This is a genomic window from Paenibacillus kribbensis, from assembly GCF_002240415.1.
Lineage (GTDB): Bacteria > Bacillota > Bacilli > Paenibacillales > Paenibacillaceae > Paenibacillus > Paenibacillus kribbensis.
The window spans coordinates 2747587-2769400 of sequence record NZ_CP020028.1 but is presented as its reverse complement, the minus strand read 5'-3'; the positions used below and the strand labels follow the sequence as shown (position 1 = coordinate 2769400).

General features: G+C 44.9%; 20 protein-coding genes, 1 pseudogene and 1 riboswitch. Of the genes and pseudogenes, 15 read left to right on the top strand and 6 right to left on the bottom strand.

The window, feature by feature from the left end; genetic code table 11:
* Positions 1–173 precede the first annotated feature (173 nt).
* From B4V02_RS12545 to B4V02_RS12535, 3 genes are all read left to right on the top strand, one after another.
* Entirely contained in the window at positions 174–1019 is an 846-nt protein-coding gene (locus B4V02_RS12545) for a MerR family transcriptional regulator (RefSeq protein WP_094155031.1), read from the top strand.
* A 97-nt stretch (positions 1020–1116) separates the two neighbouring features.
* On the top strand, positions 1117–2199 hold the full coding sequence (locus B4V02_RS12540) for an NAD(P)H-dependent amine dehydrogenase family protein (protein WP_094155030.1): 1083 nt from the start codon (positions 1117–1119) through the stop codon (positions 2197–2199).
* Between the two features lie 20 nt (positions 2200–2219).
* Positions 2220–3389 (top strand): MFS transporter, encoded by a 1170-nt coding sequence (locus B4V02_RS12535; protein ID WP_157739737.1) that lies wholly within the window; start codon positions 2220–2222, stop codon positions 3387–3389.
* Positions 3390–3494: 105 nt separating this feature from the next.
* On the opposite strand, the gene B4V02_RS12530 is transcribed toward B4V02_RS12535, so the two are convergent.
* Complete coding sequence (locus B4V02_RS12530) at positions 3495–3884, bottom strand: winged helix-turn-helix transcriptional regulator (protein ID WP_094155027.1); 390 nt, start codon at positions 3882–3884, stop codon at positions 3495–3497.
* 234 nt (positions 3885–4118) lie between these two features.
* Between B4V02_RS12530 and B4V02_RS12525 the strand changes: the two genes are divergently transcribed.
* The 9 genes from B4V02_RS12525 (at position 4119) to B4V02_RS12485 (ending at position 14897) form a co-directional block, all read left to right on the top strand.
* Positions 4119–4691, top strand: a complete 573-nt coding sequence (locus tag B4V02_RS12525; RefSeq protein ID WP_094155025.1) for an NAD(P)H oxidoreductase — start codon at positions 4119–4121, stop codon at positions 4689–4691.
* Between the two features lie 117 nt (positions 4692–4808).
* Positions 4809–5939, top strand: coding sequence for an ROK family protein (locus B4V02_RS12520; RefSeq protein ID WP_094155023.1), 1131 nt, complete (start codon positions 4809–4811; stop codon positions 5937–5939).
* 12 nt (positions 5940–5951) lie between these two features.
* On the top strand, positions 5952–6668 hold the full coding sequence (locus B4V02_RS12515; protein WP_094155022.1) for a 6-phosphogluconolactonase: 717 nt from the start codon (positions 5952–5954) through the stop codon (positions 6666–6668).
* A gap of 19 nt (positions 6669–6687) precedes the next feature.
* Positions 6688–7599 (top strand): ROK family protein, encoded by a 912-nt coding sequence (locus tag B4V02_RS12510; protein ID WP_094155021.1) that lies wholly within the window; start codon positions 6688–6690, stop codon positions 7597–7599.
* Positions 7600–7604: 5 nt separating this feature from the next.
* A complete protein-coding gene (locus tag B4V02_RS12505) occupies positions 7605–8990 on the top strand; it encodes a family 4 glycosyl hydrolase (protein WP_094155019.1) in 1386 nt (461 codons plus the stop codon).
* A 10-nt stretch (positions 8991–9000) separates the two neighbouring features.
* Positions 9001–11124, top strand: coding sequence for a glycoside hydrolase family 3 N-terminal domain-containing protein (locus B4V02_RS12500; RefSeq protein WP_094155018.1), 2124 nt, complete (start codon positions 9001–9003; stop codon positions 11122–11124).
* Positions 11125–11451: 327 nt separating this feature from the next.
* A complete protein-coding gene (locus B4V02_RS12495; protein WP_094155017.1) occupies positions 11452–12363 on the top strand; it encodes an ABC transporter permease in 912 nt (303 codons plus the stop codon).
* Between the two features lie 15 nt (positions 12364–12378).
* Entirely contained in the window at positions 12379–13251 is an 873-nt protein-coding gene (locus B4V02_RS12490) for a carbohydrate ABC transporter permease (protein WP_094155015.1), read from the top strand.
* A gap of 23 nt (positions 13252–13274) precedes the next feature.
* Positions 13275–14897, top strand: a complete 1623-nt coding sequence (locus B4V02_RS12485; protein ID WP_244188506.1) for a type 2 periplasmic-binding domain-containing protein — start codon at positions 13275–13277, stop codon at positions 14895–14897.
* 279 nt (positions 14898–15176) lie between these two features.
* Here the strand turns inward: B4V02_RS12485 and B4V02_RS12480 are convergent, their stop codons facing one another.
* The 4 genes from B4V02_RS12480 to B4V02_RS12465 form a co-directional block, all read right to left on the bottom strand.
* Entirely contained in the window at positions 15177–15512 is a 336-nt protein-coding gene (locus tag B4V02_RS12480; RefSeq protein WP_094155012.1) for a helix-turn-helix domain-containing protein, read from the bottom strand.
* A gap of 150 nt (positions 15513–15662) precedes the next feature.
* Positions 15663–16256: a TasA family protein gene (locus tag B4V02_RS12475; protein ID WP_007430617.1), complete on the bottom strand. Its 594-nt coding sequence runs from the start codon at positions 16254–16256 to the stop codon at positions 15663–15665.
* 99 nt (positions 16257–16355) lie between these two features.
* Positions 16356–16940 carry a signal peptidase I SipW gene (sipW, locus tag B4V02_RS12470; protein ID WP_094155011.1) on the bottom strand — a complete coding sequence of 195 codons (585 nt, stop codon included), beginning with the start codon at positions 16938–16940 and terminating at the stop codon, positions 16356–16358.
* Between the two features lie 3 nt (positions 16941–16943).
* Positions 16944–18092, bottom strand: a complete 1149-nt coding sequence (locus B4V02_RS12465) for a hypothetical protein (protein ID WP_244188505.1) — start codon at positions 18090–18092, stop codon at positions 16944–16946.
* A 439-nt stretch (positions 18093–18531) separates the two neighbouring features.
* Positions 18532–18617, top strand: a riboswitch (cyclic di-GMP riboswitch).
* A gap of 37 nt (positions 18618–18654) precedes the next feature.
* Between B4V02_RS12465 and B4V02_RS12460 the strand changes: the two genes are divergently transcribed.
* Positions 18655–18831 carry an anti-repressor SinI family protein gene (locus tag B4V02_RS12460; protein ID WP_094155009.1) on the top strand — a complete coding sequence of 59 codons (177 nt, stop codon included), beginning with the start codon at positions 18655–18657 and terminating at the stop codon, positions 18829–18831.
* Positions 18832–19199: 368 nt separating this feature from the next.
* Positions 19200–19829: pseudogene (locus B4V02_RS26650) on the top strand (IS3 family transposase); the annotation flags it as partial.
* A gap of 41 nt (positions 19830–19870) precedes the next feature.
* Here B4V02_RS26650 and B4V02_RS12445 read toward each other — a convergent pair.
* Positions 19871–20698, bottom strand: a complete 828-nt coding sequence (locus B4V02_RS12445) for a MerR family transcriptional regulator (RefSeq protein WP_094155005.1) — start codon at positions 20696–20698, stop codon at positions 19871–19873.
* Positions 20699–20862: 164 nt separating this feature from the next.
* On the opposite strand from B4V02_RS12445, the gene B4V02_RS12440 reads away from it, so the two are divergent.
* Positions 20863–21747 carry an ABC transporter six-transmembrane domain-containing protein gene (locus B4V02_RS12440; protein WP_094155004.1) on the top strand — a complete coding sequence of 295 codons (885 nt, stop codon included), beginning with the start codon at positions 20863–20865 and terminating at the stop codon, positions 21745–21747.
* Positions 21748–21814: the final 67 nt, after the last annotated feature.

Below are 21814 nucleotides of genomic sequence, written 5' to 3'. Positions count from 1 at the left end.
GTATGTCGATAGCATCGTCTCCAAATGAAATATTTATGCAATCTCCGTATTCTTACATAATGTAATTAGAGTTTCTTAATAATTGAAGATACAATAAAGAATGATGTTTTGATATAAATAAGTACGGTATAGATAAGTCAAACGATAATTTACAATAAGTTGAGGATGAAGAGATGAATATACAAAAGCTTACCATTGGACAAATGGCGGAACTCAATCATATTACACGGCAAACATTACGGCATTATGAGGCTGAAGGTTTACTTACTCCATATTATACAGACCCGGATAGCGGATATCGATACTATCATATCAACCAAAGCGCAAGGCTGGATATGATTCATCGTTTAAAAATTTGTGGGATGTCGCTCAAACAGATAAAACAGCAGTTTGAGACAGCAAATATAGAGGATATCCAAAGTTCTCTAAAGACGCAACTGGATTTTATTGACGAATCTGTTCGTCGTCTTAATCAGAGCAGGTACATGATTTCAAGAACCTTAAATAATTATGAAAGATATAAGTCACTCCCACAAGGACCCACCATATTCCATGAGCATCTTCCACCCAGAAAAATATATGTGCACACATCAAGTGTAAACTTCTTTGACCAGGAGGATTCAGGTTATGAAATTATGCTTTCGGAATTAAAAACAGGCTTAGTAGAGAAAAAACTGCCTGCAAGCTATTTGTGTAATATAGGAACAATAATACGCAGACCATACATTGAAGAGCGTATGCTTTATTCAAATGAAGTTTTCGTGTTTGTGGAGGATGACTTTGAAATCCCTGCTAAAGTTGAGATTCTTCCTGGCGGGATGTATGTAAACATTTGCTCAGAGACCATTTTCAAAGAGTCCGAGTATGCCGAACAATTACTAAATTACATTACAGATGCTGGTTTCATCATTGCAGGGGATTACATTTGTGAAGTGATCGCCGAGTTCCCGATGTTTGATAACCTCTCACGCAGTATGCTTTATAAAATACAGATCCCAGTGACAACAAAGGAAGGATAGCATATAAAAATATCATTTGACCTTATTGTAACAGTAAGGTTTATATTTGGGGTATAGCCTAAACCAATTTGTATTTTTTACTAAGGAGGAAGGATTTATGGAACGTAAAGTAAGAGCAGCGCAGTACGGTTGCGGCAAGATGAGCGTGTACCTGATGAGATACTTGCTTGAAAAAGGTGCGGATATCGTGGCGGCGTTTGATGTGAATCCCGCAGTCATCGGAAAGGACATCGGTGAAGTCATCGGTTATGGCAGAACACTTGGGGTTAAGGTTTCAGATATAAAGGATGCGGATCAGGTACTCTCGGAACTCAAACCGGATGTGTGTGTTATTGCGACATTAAGTACAATGGCAGATATCAAGACGGCACTTACGGTTTGTGCTAAAAATGGCGTAAACGCGATTTCAACTGCTGAGGAATCACTTTATCCCTGGATTTCTTCGCCTGCAGTCACAGAGGAGCTTGATGAATTAGCAAAAAATAATAATTGTACGCTTTCAGGCAGTGGTTATCCCGATATGTATTGGGGAGTGTTGGTGGATACCCTTGCAGGCTCCTTGCATAAAATCACAAAAATCAAAGGAATCAGCAGTTATAATGTTGAGGACTACGGTATAGCTTTAGCCGAAGGGCATGGAGCTGGTCTTACTCCTACTGAATTCGCTGAGCAAATTGGTAAATTCAACGACTTGAATTCTAATGAAATAAGGGAAAAAATCGAAAATGGCGAAGTTACGCCAAGCTATATGTGGTACCAAAACGGCTGGTTGTGCAGTAGAATGGGGCTTACTCCTATATCGCAAACCCAAAAGTGTATTCCTATGACACATGATAGGGATCTTGAATCCTCCACGCTTGGCATGACGGTTAAAGCTGGCAACGCAACCGGCATGGCGGCTGTGGTTACAACCGAAACCGCAGAGGGGATTGTTATTGAGACCCAGTGTATAGGCAAAGTTTACGCACCTGAAGAGTTTGACAAGAACGAATGGTCTTTTTATGGTGAGCCCGAAGTAACAATTAACGTAGATCGTCCGGCAACAGTACAGTTAACCTGTGCAAACCTTGTGAATCGTATTCCAGCGCTGATTAATAGTGAGCCAGGATACGTGACCACAGATAAATTGCCGAATAATGCATATCTCGTAAAACCGTTGAATGAGTATATTAATTTTTAATAAAATGGGGAGATAGGAACTTGGTCACACTGCTGCTGATAATTATTTATATCGCATTCATAGGTCTTGGACTGCCAGATGCTCTGCTTGGCAGTGCATGGTCGGTTATGAAATCTGATATTGGTGCAACAACAGAAATGGCCGGTTATATCGCATTAACGGTCTCGCTATGTACGGTGATATCCAGTCTTTTTGCAAGCAGATTATTACACAAATTTGGGACGGGTAAGGTAACTTTATTCAGTATATTATCGACAACACTTGCATTGCTTGGATTTTCGTTCTCCAATCATTTCGCTTTTCTAATACTTTTGGCGATTCCGTTAGGATTCGGAGCAGGCTCTGTAGATGCTGCATTAAGCAACTATATAGCCCTTCATTTTAAAGCAAAGCATATGAATTGGCTGCATTGTTTTTGGGGAATTGGAGCAATGACGGGTCCTATATTAATATCATTTTGGCTGAATGAAGGGAATAACTGGCGTGCAGGTTATCTTACAGTAGGGGCGATACTTGCTGTAATCGTTGTAGTATTGTTGTTTTCTCTTCCGCTATGGAGAATTTTTGAAAATGGAAGATCAGATGTAGGTGACGAAAAGAAATTAGTGAGCAACAGAGAAGCTTTGGGCATCAGAGGTGTCAAAATGTCCATGCTCGCAATGCTCTGTTATAATGGGTCCGAAACAGCAGCGGGCTTATGGATGGCATCCTTTTTCATAGAAAGCAAAGGAGTATCTGCCGGAACAGCAGCAGCCTTCACATCCTGCTTTTTTATAGGAATTATAATTGGGCGTGTTTTTTCAGGGTTTCTTTCTACACAAGTATCCAGTAAAAATCTGATTCGATATGGGGGATTAATGGGGTGTTTGGGGCTTTTCATCCTTGTTTTACCTGTATCATATTGGGTAGCCGCAGGCGCCCTGTTTATTGTGGGGTTAGGTGGAGCGCCAATCTATCCTAGCATTGTACACGCAACACCGGTACGTTTCGGGGAAAAGGCTTCTTCCAGTGTAATTGGGCTGGAAATGGCAAGTGCCTATGCGGGTTCTACGCTGATTCCATTATTAATGGGATTGATTGCTAGTCAATTTGGCATGTTTATGGTGCCTATTATTTTGCTTCTGTTGTTTGGTATCATGTTTGCAGCTTCAGAAATGGTTAATAGATCATACAAACTCAAAAGTGTGTAACTTCAAATCATTTTCTAAATAAGAGATATTAAATAAAAAAACTGCTCGGTCGTCAATTGACGACGGGCAGTTTTCATGAACTTGGAGCTAATTAACAACTTAAATTTACTCTATACAGCAACCCTGGAATTCTTCCAAAACCTTGGATTTGTCTCCATGGATCTTTTCCAGGTGATCCTCTCCCCAATAGCATAAATGGTCTAGCGCGGGTTTTAATCCCCAGCCGTAGTGCGTTAACTCATACTCCACTTTAGGAGGGATCTCATTATAAACCTTTCGTGTAACGATCTCATCCTTTTCCAGGCCTCTGAGCTGAGTGGTCAGCATTTTTTGAGTAATGCCGGGCATTAACCGACGAAGCTCAGACGTTCGTTTCCGTCCTGTCATCAGATGGTAGATAATTAAAGGCTTCCATTTTCCTCCCATCACTTCTAAAGCCGCTTCCACTCCAACCTGATACTTCTTTTGAACCCTATTTTTTATCTGTTCAGTCATCCCTTAATCCTCCTTTAGAAGGCTACGTTTACTTAAAACAATCCATCACTTTAATTCGTTACTCAGGTCAGTTTCTAGGGAATTTACCTAGGGTACTTCCATGTTCCTATGGCACCTGTATCATCCTATAGAACTTAAAAGTGCGTACTTCCAGATCATTTTCCTATTGTTTATAATAGCATCAACCATTGATCATTCCTAGAAGTTAGCTGTTGAGAAAGGTAGTGAAGAAGCATGAAAGTATTAATCGTTGTTTCACACCCAAGAAAAGATTCCTTGACCTTTGAGGTGGCCGGTCGTTTCGTACAAGGTCTTGTCGAGGCTGGCCACGATTATGAGATATTGGATTTGCACGGGATTGGTTTTGATCCTGTTTTAAAAGGAGCAGATGAACCCGATTGGTCAGTTGCGGAACAGTCTTTTTCCCCTGAAGTAGAAATGGAAATAAGGCGGATGAAGGAGCATGATGCGTTGGCATTTATTTTTCCACTTTGGTGGTGGCATTTGCCGGCTATGCTGAAGGGGTATATTGACCGTGTATGGAACAATGGGTTTGCGTACGGTTCGAATTACCTGCATCATCAGCATGTCTTGTGGATTGGTTTGGCCGGCGTTTCGAAAGAACAGATGAAAAAGCGCAACTATGATGAAATGATTACTCATTTACTGAATGTGGGAATTGCAGATTATTGCGGTGTTTCCAATTCCAAGGTTGAATTCTTATATGAGACCCTGGATTCAAATCCCGGTCATTTCGAAATGCTGCTGAACCAAGCTTATCACTTAGGTCTGAATTATGCCTATTGACACAGAGAACAGTATGTATATAATGTTGTGTAAAGGTCAGTTATGACCTTTATATTTTCCTCTAATTATTTAACAACATTAATTAATTGTATTGAATAAATCGAAAGGAGTGACAGAATGAAGTCGTTTTTGCCGAATGACATTAAGGATGAGAATAGAAAGATCATTTTTGATATTGTGATGCAGAATCCGGAATTGGCGAAGGTCGAAATCGCGGAGAAGACGGCGATGAGCTTTGTAACCGTAAGTAAGATCGTCAATTTCTTTGAAGAGATCGGACTGTTGACTGCTACTGGAGAAAGCCGGGAAGGCTCTGGCGGCTTGGGAAGAAAAAGAACGGTATACCGATTTAATGAGAACAGCTATGTAACCGTCGGAATTCAAATCATAGGCAACAGAATTACTGCTTTGCTTATCAATCTATACAGCAAAATTATCAATTCATACTCCATTGAGACGGATATTCCGTTTTATAGTGAGCAGTTTATCTCGATTTTTGAAGACATCATTTTGCGTATGAAGAATGTAGCAAAGAAAACGAACAGCGTAGTCTTGGGTATCGGTATCGGGGTCGACGGGGCGATAAACACAAGGAAGAAAACGATCAGAATGAGGATTCAGGACAATAAGGAGCAGGATTACAATTATGAGCCTATCATCGAGAATCTGATTAACCGGGTTGATTTGCCTATTTTCCTTGAGAACGATGTAAACGCTTCTACGGTGGCTGAATTCCGCAATCTGGAGAACTCCGGGAAAGCGCTGGCTGATCTGGTCCATATCGCAGTAGGAGACGGGATCGGGGGCGGCCTGATTATCAATAAGGAGCTGCATAGAGGATTCAATGCAAGCGCGGGTGAGCTGGAGTATATGTGCTTTGACCCGGAGTACAGAAGATCACCGTCCTCCGTCGGCTGGCTGGAGAGCAAGCTGGGGATTCAGCATTTGTTGAGTAGCTATGATCTTAGCTCTGAATCAGACATCGAAGCGTGCGCAGATTATGTAGGCAAGCATCTTGCCCTGGCAATGATTAATATCATCAGCGTGCTCGACATCGACCAGATTATTATCAGTGGCAAGACGGTAGCGCTGTTTCCCGAACGGATTCTTGAGCGAACAAGATATTATGTCGGGCAGTATGTGGAGTGGACTCCAACGATAACTTACAGTGATTCGCATCATTCGACGGCTGTCGGAGCTGCCGTACTCTCGCTTCAGGATGAGATGATAAAAGTAATTTCCGGATAGGAAGTGAACGTGATGATTAAGATTTTTGCAACCGAAGAGGAAGTCGCGGATGCCATTGCCAGAGAGATGAAAGAGCATCTATCGCATGAGCATCCAGTGTTCTGCTTGGCGTCAGGCAGCACACCACAGAAAAGCTACTTGAAATTTGCCGGAGACGCCGAGATTCATGCTAGGATTCAGCAGCTTAAAATTGTCAGCCTGGACGAGTGGGCCGGAATAAGCAGAGAGTCTGAGGGCAGCTGCTATCAAATGCTGAATCAGGATTTATTCTCGCTTGTCCATTTGGACCCCCGTCAGATCGAATTCTTTGATGGGACGGCGCCAGATTTGGAGCAGGAATGTCTGAGAATCGACCGCTTTATCGATCGACATCCCATAACTTTCAGTTTAATGGGGGTTGGAATGAATGGCCATATCGGCTTGAATGAGCCAGGCTGTCCGATGCTGGATCATAGCAGTGTCGTAGATTTGTCGGAGACGACCAAGACCGTGGCCCAGAAATATTTCCGTCAGCCTACTGCATTGGACAGAGGAATCACCTTGGGTCTAAGTCAGGTGGCGGACAGCAAGAGAGTGATTGTAGCGGTGACCGGTGAACGCAAAGCCGGGATCGTCAAAGAAATATTTACAAATTCAGAAGCGAAGCTGCCTGCTCAGGAGCTGCTCGGTTATGAACATATTGATTTCTTCCTGGATTCGGAGGCAGCGAAATATATTAAGCAGCGATAAAAACTGAGGAGTACAAATTATGAGTAACAGCGTCATTGGAGTGGATATTGGAGGAACGAATATACGAGTCGGGTTAGTGAATGAGCAGTTGGAATTGGTTCGAAAAGAGACGGCATTAACTAGCGAGTTCCTAAGCGCTGATGAAGTTTTCAACTATGTCAAGCAAGTGATCGAGAAAGTGGATCATCACAAGACGGCTGACAAGATAGGGATTGCCTTGCCTGTTCCTTGGAAGGAGCGAACCGAGATTATATGCGATGCGACCAACGTTCCCTGCCTGGAAGGGGTTCATACCGAATTTATAAAGCGTTTTTTTCCCGGTTATGAAGTTCATTTCGAGAATGATGTAAATGTCGTGACTCTGCTTGAATCAGAGCATGGCGCGTCCCAGGCGTATGATCAATCGATCTATATTACGGTCAGTACGGGGATCGGCAGCGGAATCGTTCTGAACAACGAGGTTCTCCACGGTGCGCATGGTTATGCCGGAGAGATTGGCAGCATGGTTATATCTGATAACGGCAAGAGCCATTCGACATTGCATCCCGGCACGCTCGAAGCTCTGTGCAGCGGCAGAGCCCTGGAGAAAGAGAGCAAAAATCTGTACGGCAGCGAGGCTACAGCGCATTTATTGTTCGAGAAATACAGGCAGCATGACGAGAAGGCGGCAGGTGTCGTGAATGCCTGGGTTGAGTACTTCTCCAACGCGATTGCTTCATTAATGCAGACGATCGATCCGGATATATTTGTCATTGGAGGAGCGGTCATTCACAACAACCAATGGTTGATAGATAAAATTATTGAAAGCGCTAAAACCAAAGTATTTGAGCATTTAAGCGACAAAGTCAAGGTAGTCTTGCCTAAATTCGGCCCTGATGCAGGCGTGATTGGGGCGGGGTACATGGCGTTAAAAAACAATAAAGGAGCATGAACAACATGAAGAAAATGAAAGTTGCGTTAATTGGAGCTGGCAGCGTGTCCTTTGCTTTGGGGGCACTTCAGGATATGGTGTTGTCCGAGCGTTTGAAGACTCAGGTAGAACTGGAGATCGCTCTGATGGACATTGAAGAAGAGAATGTGGCGAGAACCTATAAATATGCAACAGATATGTTTACCGCCTTCTCACATCCAGCGAACATTTGGCAGACGACCAACTTGGAAGCAGCTCTGCAGGCGGCTGATTTCGTCATCGTGGCGATCGAGGTGAATCGCTACTTCTATTGGTCGCAGGACTTCCATATTCCTCGCCGCTTCGGCAGCAAGCAAATTTACGGTGAGAACGGCGGCCCTGGTTCGATGTTCCATACACTGCGAAATCTGGGACCGATGCTCGAAATCGCCCGCACGATGGAACGTGTCTGCCCAGACGCCTGGTTCATTAACTATACGAATCCTGAAGCGAAATTGGTTGAGGCTATCTCGAAGCTTACCTCGATCAAAGTCGTCGGTCTATGCCATGGACTGGATATGGGGATCGAGCAGCTGTCCCAATTTCTGGAGATGGATATCGCCGATATCGGGATGGAAGGCGGGGGCTTGAATCACTTCGGCTTCTTCACCAAGATCTGGAACAAGAAAACGGGTGAGGATCTTTATCCGTTATTTGATGAGAAGGAGAAAAAGGCCAACCGTCTGGCGCAATTCGATCATGTCGCGCTATCCAGAACGATGTACCGCACTTATGGATATTACCCTTATCCAGGCACCAACCATGTGGGTGAATATATCTCTTATGGAGAGGATTTCTATGCTGGCTTGTCCTTGCAATACCGTTATGATCCAATCCGCGAGAAGCTGTGGGAGAAGGATTCGAGAACCCCTGATTTCGTATACTGTGCAAGCGGTAACAATCTGGATCAAGGCTTGTTCTCGAAGATTCAGACGCAGGAGCTCTGGGTCGAAGAGTCCTATATTTTCGATAAGCAGAAGGTTTGCCGCAGCAATGAATATGCAGTTCCGATCATTGAGGCGATTTTCTTCGATGATGAGATTGAACTGAACGCGGTCAATTTACCGAACCACGGTGCGATCAAGGGACTTCCTGACGATATGGTTGTTGAGACCCAGGCGATCGTTAATGGCAGAGGAATTACGCTGAAGCCGATGACGGTAGAACTGCCGACTGCGCTTATCGGAACGATTCATATTCAGGGAACGATCCATAAATTGTTGCTTGAGGCTTTTGTGGAGCAATCCAAGACGAAGCTACTGCAGGCGATCCTATTAGATCCTCAGGCTCCGACTTATTATCAGGCCTGTGCAATGATCGACGAGATGTGCGAATTGCAGCAAGATATTTTACCTAAGCTGGAATGGAAATAAAGGGGGCTTTATGGACAACAAGAAAATCATCGAACTGCTTCAGAAAATGACGCTCGCTGAGAAGATCGGACAGCTCTCTCAGACGACCGGGGAACATTACGTCGGCAAAATTGATAGCGAAATGGTTGAGACCGGCCCTGACTTCCCGGATCATATGCTTGAGGGAGATACGCTGTATACGATGGGAAGTATTATCGGCGTGTCGAGCGCCAGGATCACGAACCTGATTCAAAGTAAATATTTGCAGAAGTCACGGCTTAAGATCCCTCTGCTGTTCATGCACGATGCGATACACGGATACAGGACGATTTTTCCGATACCATTAGGGCTCTCTTGTACCTGGGATGAGGGAATCGTGCAGCAGGCAGCGGCGGATACCGCTTCAGAATTGCGCGCTGCGGGCATACATGTGAATTTCTCGCCGATGGTCGACCTTGTGCGCGACTCCAGATGGGGAAGAGTGATGGAATCCTTTGGCGAGGACCATCTGCTGTCCGGCAATCTTGGACGGGCGATGATCAGAGGCTATCAGAAAGGCGAGGACGGAGAGTTTGCCGAATCGGGAGTAGCGGCCTGTTTGAAGCATTTTGCCGCGTATGGAGCCGGCATTGGAGGAAAGGACTACAACGCTGTCGATATGTCCTGGAGAGAATTCTATGCCTATTATGGGAAGCCCTATGAAATAGCCCTTCAAGAGAAGCCAAAATTTGTAATGAGTTCATTCAACACATTCAACGGGGTTCCTGTAAGCGCAAGTGAGCAGATGATGAAGGAAATCCTAAGAGGCACCTATCAATTTGACAACATCGTAATATCAGATTGGGGGGCAGTCGCTGAACTGCAAAACCACCGCGTTGCCGGCAATGGCAAGGAAGCCGCTGAAATGGCTTTAAAAGCGGGCATTGATATCGAAATGGTCTCGACCTTGTATCTTGAGCATTATGAACAGATTCTAGAAGAGAACCCGGCGCTGATCCAGGATATAGATGCAGCCGTTCTGAAAATTTTGCAGCTTAAAAATGAAATGGGCTTATTTGAAAATCCTTTTGTAAACGAAGCTCGTGAGAATGAAGTCTTAATGAATCCGCGTTTTCTGGAGCATGCTAAGGACATCGCCAAGAGAACCTGCGTGCTGCTGAAAAATGAACAAATGCTGCCTATAAGCAAGGAATACAAAAAGATCATCATTGTCGGTCCGTTTGCCGGTAGCAATCAGTTGCTAGGCAATTGGCGGTGCAAAGGAAGCTTTGACGATGTAGTTACCTTAGCGGAAGGGATGAAGCGGGTAGATGATTCATTCGATCTGCAAGTCTATGAATCCCTGAAGGACTGTCCTCAAGCTGAGTTGGAGCAAAGCGATTATATTGTCGTGGCGGTTGGGGAGCACTGGGAGTTAAGCGGTGAAGGGCATAGCAGCGTGAATATCGATCTGGAGGCCAGCCAACAGCAGCTTATACGTGAAGTCAAGCAGACGAACAAACCGTATGCATGCATCTGTTTTTCGGGCCGGCCATTGGCGCTTCAGAACATTATCGATGATATCCCCGCTCTCTTGTGGTGCTGGTATCCGGGTACACAGGCCGGCAGTGCGATTGCTGAGCTGATTACAGGTCAAGATACCCCGTCGGGGAAACTAACGATGTCGTTCCCGCGTCATTCGGCGCAAGCGCCGATCTATTACAATGAGTACAGCACAGGCCGTCCGGCAAATGAATCAAGCTACAGCAGCAGGTATCAGGATTGTGAAATCGGGCCTCTGTTCCCATTCGGGCACGGGCTGACTTATACCGGTGCGCAGTATTCTGATTTTAAAATTTCGCGTCATCATCTGACAGCCGGTGAGGAATTGACGATCTCTTTTCAGGTGAGCAATCCAAGTGGGTATGACTATTCTGAAATCACTATCCTATACATTGAAGATCTTGTCTCAAAGGCGGTACGTCCTGTGCGCGAGATGAAGAAGTATCAAGTCGTAGGTGTACCAGCGCATCAGACAGTTAACGTACAGATGACTCTGGCCTTGGATGATCTTCAATATTTGGATACCAGCCTGCAGCAAACGGTTGAAACGGGAAAATTCAATATATATATCAATGATCTTGACCATCCCGTGTTTACCATAGAATATCGATAAAATGTCATGAATTAGAAGCATTTTATCCGAAATGATCACGTTCTTTTGATTCAAGTTTTGCATTTCCTCAAAATAAATAGACCTTCCTTCTTGGAGAATGCCAAAGTGACTTCCCTCTCTTGGGGGTTCCGGTTGACTTCTCCAAGTTGGGGTGAATGTCTGTTTTATTCTCGAAAATCCTTGCCTAAATAAGGCATCAAGTTTATGCAAAGGGCTGAACCATACACAAGTTCGAAATTTTCGAATCAGCTAGCAGATTTTGGATAGCGCTTACATGATTCGGAATGAACTGACAATGCTGTACCTGAATAGGGAGGGGGTATACGGATGAAATCCACATTTAAACATAAGTTTCTATCCCAGTGGGAGCTTCAAGTCATGGTCTGGCCGAGCATTATATTGATGATTGTTTTCTCGTTTGTCCCGATGTTCGGATTGACCATCGCTTTTCAGGATTATTCTCCGTTATCCGGTTTTGCGGGCTCGGAATTTGTAGGTCTGGATAATTTCAAAGCCTTTTTGGGGGACAAAGATTTCTACACTGTGCTGACGAACACTCTTGGCATCAGCCTGATGAAGCTGTTGATCGGTTTTCCGCTTGAGATTGTCCTGGCCATATTAATCAATCAAATCAGATTAGGATTATTCAAGAAATTTACGCAAACGGTATCTTATTTACCGCACTTCCTGTCATGGGTTATTCTTGGCGGCATGATTACATCCTGGCTCGGCTCAACGGGGCTGTTGAATAGCTTCCTGCTGTCGACTCATCTCATATCTGAACCGCTCTCCTTCCTGTCAAATGCGAATGCTTATTGGTGGATAGCGACGCTGTCGGATATTTGGAAAGAGGTTGGCTGGGGAACAATTCTTTATCTCGCTGCCATAACGGGAATTGATCCATCATTATATGAGGCGGCGAAGGTCGACGGTGCGAAAATCTTGAAGAGAATCTGGTATGTCACGCTTCCCGGCATCAAAAATATTATCGTGCTGATGTTTTTGCTGCGTGTAGGCTCGATCCTGGGAGCGAATCTGGATCAGACTCTCGTCCTGCAAAATTCTTCGAACATGCTGCGCAGTGAAGTCATTGACTCTTATGTTTATCATTTAGGTCTGGCGCAAGGGGACTTCTCATTCGCGACTGCGGTCGGAATCTTCTCGTCCGTCGTATCGGTCACACTGTTGCTGGTAGCCAATTTCTTAACCAAGAAGCTTAGCGATAGTTCAATTTTTTAGAAGGGAGGGAGCTATATGGGGCTGGATAGAGGCGAGAAAATATTTAACGTTTTTAACGTGCTGTTCATGCTGTTTTTTATTTCCATCATCGTATTTCCCTTGATCAATATCGTCGCCCTCTCGTTCAATAACGGGTATGACGCGATGAAAGGGGGCATTTATCTATTCCCGAGAAAATTTACGCTGGTAAACTATGAAACCATATTGAAGGATACGACCATTTACAGGGCGTTTGGAGTGACGGCAGCCAAAACAGTAATCGGTGTCATCGGACACTTGGTTATTACAGGAGCCGCAGCCTATGCTCTGAGCAAGTCTTATTTACTGGGAAGAAAGATATTCATCCGTATGGGCATCATCACCATGTTCTTCTACGGCGGGATGATTCCATCATTTCTGGTGGTCAAGTCGCTCGGTTTGGCGAACAACTTCTGGGTGTACATTATCCCCGTGCTATTCAGCTTCTACGACATGGTCATATTAATGAATTTCTTCAGGAGCTTGCCAGAATCTATTGAAGAATCAGCCAAGATTGACGGGGCCAATGTATTTCAGGTGTTCTTCAAAATTATAGTCCCGCTATCTTTCCCGGTACTGGCGACGATCGCCTTATTTCATGGAGTGTACCAGTGGAATGATTTCTTCGTAGCAAAGCTGTATGTGACGGATAAAGCACTGTACCCGATTCAATATTATTTGTATCAGCTGTTGACGAGCGCAGGCGCTGCCAGCTCTGCCAAAGCGGGGGTATATATATCCAAAGCGTTTACGACACAATCATTGCAGCAGGCTACAATGATCGTTACAACCTTACCTATTGTGCTAATTTACCCTTTCCTTCAAAAATACTTTATTAGCGGCATGCTGGTCGGAGGAGTCAAAGAATAATGATAAAAGCGAGGAAGAACAACATGAAGAAATCGATCATCCTTCTGACTTTGGTTGCATTAGTTGTCTTGTTGGCTGGGTGCGGCGGTAAGAAGACAAGCGAAGAATTGCCGGATTCGACGATTAAAGTGAATGGAGATACACCGAGCTGGAAGAATGACAAGGCAACAGCTGAGCTTGACTGGTATATTAATTTCGATTGGTTCGCCCAGACCTGGGGCAATGATGTATCTTCCAAATATATAACAAAGGATACCGGAGTAAGCATCTCTTATTTGGGCGGCAGCGACGACAAACTGAATACGATGATGGCCTCCGGAGACCTTCCGGACATCATTACAATGGATGGAAACAACCCATTTGTTAAGGATGCCGATAAATTCGCAATCCCGCTGGATGTTCTGGCCAAGAAGTATGATCCCTATTTTTTGGATAAAGCAGCCAAGCCGGAAACGCTCAAGTTCTTCACAAGGGACGACGGCCATATTTACGGGTATCCTAACTTCTCGAACACAAAATCAGATTATGAGAAAGGCGGTATTTATGGAAACCAGGCATTTCTGGTGCGGAAGGATATTTATGAACAGCTCGGCAAGCCTGATATGACCACGCCGGAAGGATTCATCTCGGCATTGGAAGCCGCGCAGAAGCTGGGCACGAAGGATGAACTGGGAAAAACGGTCATTCCGATCGGGGTGTCCCCTTTCACAGAAGAAAACCCTGAGAAGAACGGAGTATTCAATCGTACGCTGGCCGATTTTATCGGAGTCCCGATGTTGACGAAAGACGGCAAATACTACGACCGTTATACGGATGCAGATTTTCAGAAATGGCTTAAAGTGTTCGTTGATGCCCGGCAGAAGGGGCTGGCAGACCGGGACATGATTACGATGACCAAAGACGACAAGGATGCCCGGCTAACGAATGGCAGCTACTTTGCCTATTTCGCTTCGGACCTGAACGGTGAGCCGGATCCGTTGTCCGTGTGGGGGAAGGAGCACCCAGACAAAGAGTACATTGCCGTTAACGGGCCAGCTTCTACGATAGGAAATAAAACCGTATTGCCGGGCACTTCCATTGAAGGCTGGACCCAAACCTTTATTACCAAGAATGCCAAGAATCCACAAAAGGCGATGGAATTGGTGACTTATTTAGTCAGCGAGTACGGCAACAACGTCATGAACTTTGGTCGTGAGGGCGAAACCTACACCATCAAGGACGGAAAGCCTGTCTTGAATCCAGATCTGCTGGAATTCAAACAGACCGATCCTGCCGGCTTCGAGAAGAAGGTTGGCTTGACCACTCATCTATGGCTGCAGGATAGCGCTCTGCTCTCCCGGCAAATGGGGATTTCTCAGTTCCCGAAGGCTTTGCAGCAACCAAAAAAATGGACTCAAGATTACGTGGCGCCACAATTCGAATTAGCGAGTCTGGATGTATATTTATCTAAAGAATCTTCCAGAAATAAGGAGAAGATCGATCAGAACTGGGCGCAGACGATCGCCAAGATCTTGGATGCCAAATCGGATAGCGAAGTCGATCAGGCGATGAATGAATTTATTCAATACCGCAAGGATAATGGCTATGATAAATTGGTGGAAGAGAGAAATAATCAAATCGCGGCTAATGTGAAGAAGCTGCAGTAAGCGTAAGAATACAAACTGAGGACTCTCCTTGGATGAGTCCTCTTGTAGAGTATCTGTTTCGACTGATCACTCAGTTTCCTTCCGTGCGCATTCTCATAGTTGGGACCAAGGTACTACTGGAGTCATTATGCTATTGCAGCTCCATTCTAAAAGCAAGCAATGCTGGGGAATCCTTGATCAGGACACGCCCTTGCCGTACAGCCAGAACCCTACCAGACCAAAAGGCGCGAGCCGACAGGGAAGATATCCCTGGCGGCTCGCGCCTTTTTGCGCTGGCCGTTATTCCTTTTGTCCCATTTTCCACTTCTGGTATTCGAGGAAGTCCTTGAACTCTTTTTTGCTGACGCCCGAAGCCATTGCTTCCTGCATCAGCTCCCACCATTCCGGGTCAAGCAGGTCCACCGCAGGGCGGTCGCCGTACAAGAGCAGGTGGATCGAAACGGTTAAAGCATCGGCAATTTTCTCGATAAAGGAAATGGAAGGATTCGATTGAATATTTCGTTCGACATTGCTCAGGTAGGATTTTGCCACATCCGCTTTATCCGCAAGCTCGGACAAGGAATACCCCCGATCCTGGCGGATTTTTTGGATGCGGTCGCCAATACGTTCTGCCATGTAGCGATCGCCCTTCTATCAGAATAATTTGATGTCATTATATCAAAATATACGTGATAGGACAAAGGCGTAAAGTCGGAATTTCGTTAAGTAAAGAACACCTTAACCCAGGACCAGGGTAAGGTGTTCTGCTTCGATTTGACGGCTGAATTATTTGGCTTCTCCTGCGCCTTGCTTCGCTTCGAATGTCCATTTCAGATTCAAAGCGTCACCTTGGAACTCGTTTTGATCCTGACCGTTATCCTTGAATTCGAACTTGACGACCAGGTCGTCGGTATCGCCGGCTTTCAGGCCCCCGTGCTCTTCGAACCAGGCCACCCATTTGTTCTCCACGGCGTCAGGGGCTAGATTTTGCAGATCATATAGCGAGGTTTGGTAAATGACGGTTTCCTGTTTGTCGATGTTCTTCAAAAATCTAACGATGACATGTTTGCCGAAGTCATCCACGTTTTCAGGGGCGCCCGGCTTATTCGTAACCGTATAGGTCGTTTTCAGCAATACCTTGGAGATGTCGAGCGTACCTTCGTTTTTCAGTTTGAACGTGCGGATTGCGAAATCCCCCGGTTTGAGGGTGCCCACGTCAATGATCGCCGTCGGATCGGCGTTGAGATCCAAGGTGCCTGCGGCGAACGTGCCGGTCGTTTCCACGGAATCGCTAAAGTAAGCGAACGTGCCTCCGCCGATCAAAGACAATCCAAGCGCTGCGGCGGCTACCCCAATACCCAAAGTCTTTTTGATCCCCATACAAAATACCTCCCTAATTTTAAATGATTTTTTTTATATTGCATCCTTATGAAGTCATAAGGAGAACAACCGAAAGTTAGAAGCAAGCGTTTTAGTGCGTTATGGAGTTTTGGTGTCCGGTTGGGATACGTTCGGGTCTGACTTCTTGTCTTCCAGCGCCGAAATGGCTTTCCATAAGGACGCTAAGGCATACAGGAACAAAAGGACCCCCGGGATGATCAACAGTGTGACGTTCCCCAATTTCGTTCCGGCGAAGTTGAGAACGTATCCTACGTAAGGGACGGTAAAGCCGGTGTAAACACCGGTGACATTGGCCGGATCAACCGGCTCCAGGTCGGCGGCATCGTTGTTGTCTCCCTTGGTCCGGTAAAGGAGCTGACCGGTTAGCTTATTGCGGGTTACTTCGACGATGCGGTGGGTAATCAGCTTCTTTTCGTCCGCCCGGAAGGTGATGACATCGCCAGCGGTAAATCGGGTCATATCGCCTCCGGGCTTAATGGCCACGATGGAACCGGTAAGTATGGAAGGCTCCATCGAGCCGGACAACACCGTTCTCAACTGATAACCGTAGAAATTTGGTTCGCTGCCGGACATTTTCGACATGACGACGGAGCCGGCCACGGTAATAAAGGCAGCCGCCATCAGAAACGTCAGCGCATTTCTCAACCATTTTCGAATCCGCATAACTTATTCACCGCCTTTCGGATCATTGGCAGAAGAAGGGGCGGTATCGGCATCGGCGGAATCTCCAGCGGAGGAGGAATTTTCGCCCGCGTCGTCGTCGCCATCCGCAGAAGTCCGTACATCCCCGCCGCCCGTCTCGCCAACCGTCGGGTTCTCCCCATCGGCAGGCGTTTCACCCTTTGCCGGTTGTTCGTCTCCCGGCGGAGGCGTTTTGCCGTCGTTCGGGTTCTCGGTCTCGTCCGGAGCTGCCGTTTCATCCTCTCCGGCTTGCTCTTCTTGTTTGGCTTGCTCTTTATGATGCTTCTTCAGCCGTTCGATTTTCGCCAGCCGCTGCGCTTCCGCCTTCGTCAACAGCTGCGCTCTCTGCGCCTCCAGACTGGAGATGTCGGCGGTCAGACCTGCTATGGCCGACTGCAGGGAGGCCTGCACGCTTTCAAAGTAAACGAGCAGCTCTCCTCCGACTGGGTCTCCATCGACAGCGATCCGGCCATCGAAAGGTTGGGCGAAGGCAAAGGCTGCATAGCTATCGGCCTCAATGCTGTTGGACGTCATCAATCCTAATTGATGGACGGAACGCAAGTAGTTCAGGATCTCTTGCAGCGTCCCGCTTAACGGATCAGAAAGCATTCCGTGCCGCTTCAAAAGGTCGGTGATGCGGTCCAGCAGCGTCGTTTGCGACAGATTGGCGCAATTCGGCTCCAGCTCGTTCAGCGAGGTTAGCAGTTCATGAATCAGCGCGGAGGAGGAGGCTAGTTCCTGAAGCAGTTCCTGCCAAATGGACTGATTCAAGGCCTTTTGCTGTTCCAACTGCTGAATCATGGCGTTCAATTCACCGATTCGCACCGACAGGTCGGCCGCGGCCTCCTCCAACCGGCTGCTGACCTCGAATCCGCTTGCGCCCATCAATCTTCCTTTTAAAGAAGCGGCCCGTTCGAGGTGTTCGGCCAACAGCGAAAGTTGGCTTTCGATTTGGCTGGGGAATACCCGGCAAGCCTTAATTTCCAAATTATCCTCGTGTCCGCTGGTGAATCCTCCGAAAGTGGTGCCGACTTGCTGGGAGGTCCACAATAGCAAGGTAGAAAGGATCAATCCGGATTGTAGCAATTTAACCATAGTTTGTTTCTTTCGTTTTTTGCGCAGTTTGCGGATCACGTCAGTTCGGGATCTTCGCAGAAAAGGTTCCTCCTTTCTAAGCAGGATTTCATCTGTTCGTTGATATGTTCGTTATTAAGAACGAATTCCACGACTTGAATATACACGAAATCCTAGAAGAAAGGGAAACCGGAAAATCATTGAAAAATTCTTAATAAAGAACGGGAATCTTGAGTTTCCTTGATATTTTGGCCGTTTACGTTTATTTACCATGATTTTCGTTCTTTTTTAAGAACAAAATCTTGTTTTGTGACTTGCATCATTTTTTTTACTGTAATTGACAAGGGATGTGATCCATAAACAAAATACGCTAACTTTTCCCACGAAATCCGCTTGTTTAGTCTACGCAGAGCGACATACTTTTCATATCGGGGACATTATAATAAGAACCAAGGAAGCTTTCTGGCTGAAAGCCCGTTATCCATTGGCAAACTATAGCACCAGCAAAGGGTAAACCTGCCCGGAAAGCAGGGGCACAAAGTCCCAGATCTAAGGTAGAGATACTAGGATGGCTGGTCTACCCGGGACAAGCCCAAATAATGATCTTAGGAGGGGATTGCTGTTGGAAAAGTCCGCCCAGGTTATTGTTCGTGATCGGTCCCCTGGGGAAATCGATCCTGAATGGGTGGTTCTGCTCGCTATGGCCAAGGAGGCGGGGATATCCATCGAGGAGGTTCGGCGCTTTTTGTCGGGGGAACGATCATCAAATTATGCAGAATGGCATTTACATAATAAATAGCTGGAAAAGGTAGCTGGAGAATCGTCTTGAGCGGAAGTGGGACGATTCTTTTTTTCGGCGATTTTTCCTCGGAGGCAAAAAGGGGCGTAAAACGCGGCGCCAGCGCGGTGCAAGGGGAAAAACGGCGATTTTTGTATGCCAAAGGCGATTTTATTTGATCTTTTAAAGGTTAGTTGATTCCATTTTTCGTCATACGACTCAGCGTCCTTCCAATTCACAACGAAAGAACGATCAGTTTTGAAGCCCTTCTACATATATGAAATGTTCCAAGTTATGTGGAAAAATATAACTGGCCATGGGCGTATGGACCATATTTATGTTCAGCCAAAGCATGGCTTGGGACTGGAAGCCCGTAAGCAGTGGAAGTCGTGTCCAGGCACCGAATTAGTCGGATTATGAAGGAGCAGGGGGTGGTCTCCACGTACACGGTGGCGCAGTATAAGCCGCATAAAACCGCTTGTAACGAGGCCGCCACGGCTAATGTCCTAAATCGTAATTTTGACCAAACCGAAGCCAAGCGATTCGTCGTCAGCGATCTGACTTACGTAAAAGTCCAAAATCGTTGGCATTACATCTGCGTGCTGGTTGATTTATTTAATCGAGAGATCATTGGCTATAGTGCGGGCCCGAAGAAGGACGCTGCTCTGATTTCCCGTGCTTTTGCCACGGTGCAGGGGGATTTGCGCTAGATTCGGTGGTTTCATACCGACCGGGGCAGCGAGTTTAAAAATCAAATGATAGATGGACTTCTAAAGATGTTTGAAATCGGCCGATCAGTGAGTATAAAAGGCTGTCGGTATGACAACGCCGTGGCTGAAGCCACCTATAAAATCATGAAAACGGAGTTCGTGAACCAAATGAGCTTCCAGAGCCTTCGTCATTGGGAACTGGAATTATACGATTACGTCAATTGGTTTAACCAACATCGCATTCATGGAACATTAGGATATATGACGCCTATTCAATATCGCCATGTAGCCCTTAAAAAAGTTGTTTGATTTACTGTTGACAATCCACATTTTATCTTACGGGTGTCTTCTCAGTCCAACTCACGTAGAACTTGAAGTTGGATCTTTGTAATTTGGTTTGCCATCCCGTCCACCATCACTTCATCTAGAATATACTCCTCGTATGCATATTCCCCGATTTTTAATCCACTTTTTTCAATAAATTGAATAATCCTATCATAAGCTGCTTCAACTTCATTTCCTTTTTGGTAACCGACAGCATACAACCCTTTTGGTTTCACATGATAATCTAAATTCTCAACATTATTTGGTATCTTGAAAAATAAATGTTGATAATTATAGAAGTCTTTTTCCAGTATTTGTTCTTTCGCCAACATACCGCTTACAGGGTGCCCCAGATTCAATTCATGTGATTGAACATAATGAATAAGATCTGAGATAACAGTAATGTATGGCCATTCAGATAAGCCTAATAAATTTGGAGTAATCATGATTCTCTCTTCTTCTAAATACTGAATAGAAACGGAAGAAAGGTCCGCTTCTATTGCTTGTTCAGCAAGTTTCACTTTTGTCTCCATGATTGTTTTTAAATGTTCGAGTTTTTTAATTTTCTCCCCTATTTCAATGGACTTTCCCTTAAAAAGGGTGATTATATTGTCTGAGGTCTTATCATTTAAGAGGAACTTTATCTCTTTTAAAGGAACGCCAACCTCTTTAAATAAACTGATTACTTGAAAAAGTTCAAATTGAGTATGGGAATAATATCTATACCCATTTTCTTTTCTTACTTCGGGAGAGAACAAGCCAATTTCGTCATAGTGAAACAGAGTTTGCTTTTTTATACGGAAAAGATTTGCAAATTCACCAGTTGTAAAATACCCATAAAATTGTTTATCCATAATAAACCTCCTCTTGACTATCCGGTAACCATATACTTTATGATTCTCATTGTACTTAATGAGAGGGAGGAGGACAAGATAAATAGGCAGGCTGCATTATATTGGGGGGAATGTACGGACTTTAGCAAAAAAATTTCAAGATTAATATATAGAGAGTTGATGAAGTGAAAAAGATAAATTCTCCAACGGTTCAGTTGTTTCGCCAAATCTGGTTCCAAAATTATAAGGGGATCAGTATTACTTATTTATTAATTATTATTGAAAATATTTGTAATCTTCTTCAAGCTGCAGCAATTGGTCTTGCAATTGATGGATTATTGAAAGGGAACCTTTCCAACTTTTTACCAATTTTCGCTTTATGGATTATTCACTTGTCTGTCGGGCTATATAGACATGTCTACGACACCAAAATCTTCGGTGATATTTATTCTCGTATGGCTTTTGATATGGTTGAGCGCCAGCGTGCTAGTGGAATTGAAGGAAATAAGATTGCAGGACGAGTTTCATTGTCTCGAGAAATTGTGTTTTTCTTTGAAACAGAATTGCCTGCAATAGCCACAGCTGCGATTTATTTTATTGGTGCAATCACTATGCTTTTTATTTATGACCCATTTATTGGATTTTTCGGGTTATTTATAATGATTCCAATTGTATTAATTAACCGATGGTTTGCCCGACGTGCTTATCGTCTGAATAACGGACTTAACAACCGATTAGAGGTACAATCGGACATAATCATGCATCAGCCTCTTTCATTTGTTCGACGTCACTTCAATCGGATGCAATTCTGGCGCATATCGATTTCAAACACTGAAGCTATAACTTGGGGTATTGTAGATATTATGGTTATTATCTTAACAGTTGCAACACTACTAAGGCTAACGCATTTGTATGGAATAACTGTCGGGACAATATATGCCATAATATCTTATATATGGATGTTAAAAGATGCGGTGAATGACATCCCAGTCATAGTAGACAATGTTTCGCGTGTATATGATATCGGTGGACGTGTAGCCGAAAAAATTGAAACAGATCATCCTGAATAAAAAGTGAGTAAACTTATTAAATCTTTTCCGTGCTTGTGAGTATGAGAAGATAACTTGAACTGAAGAA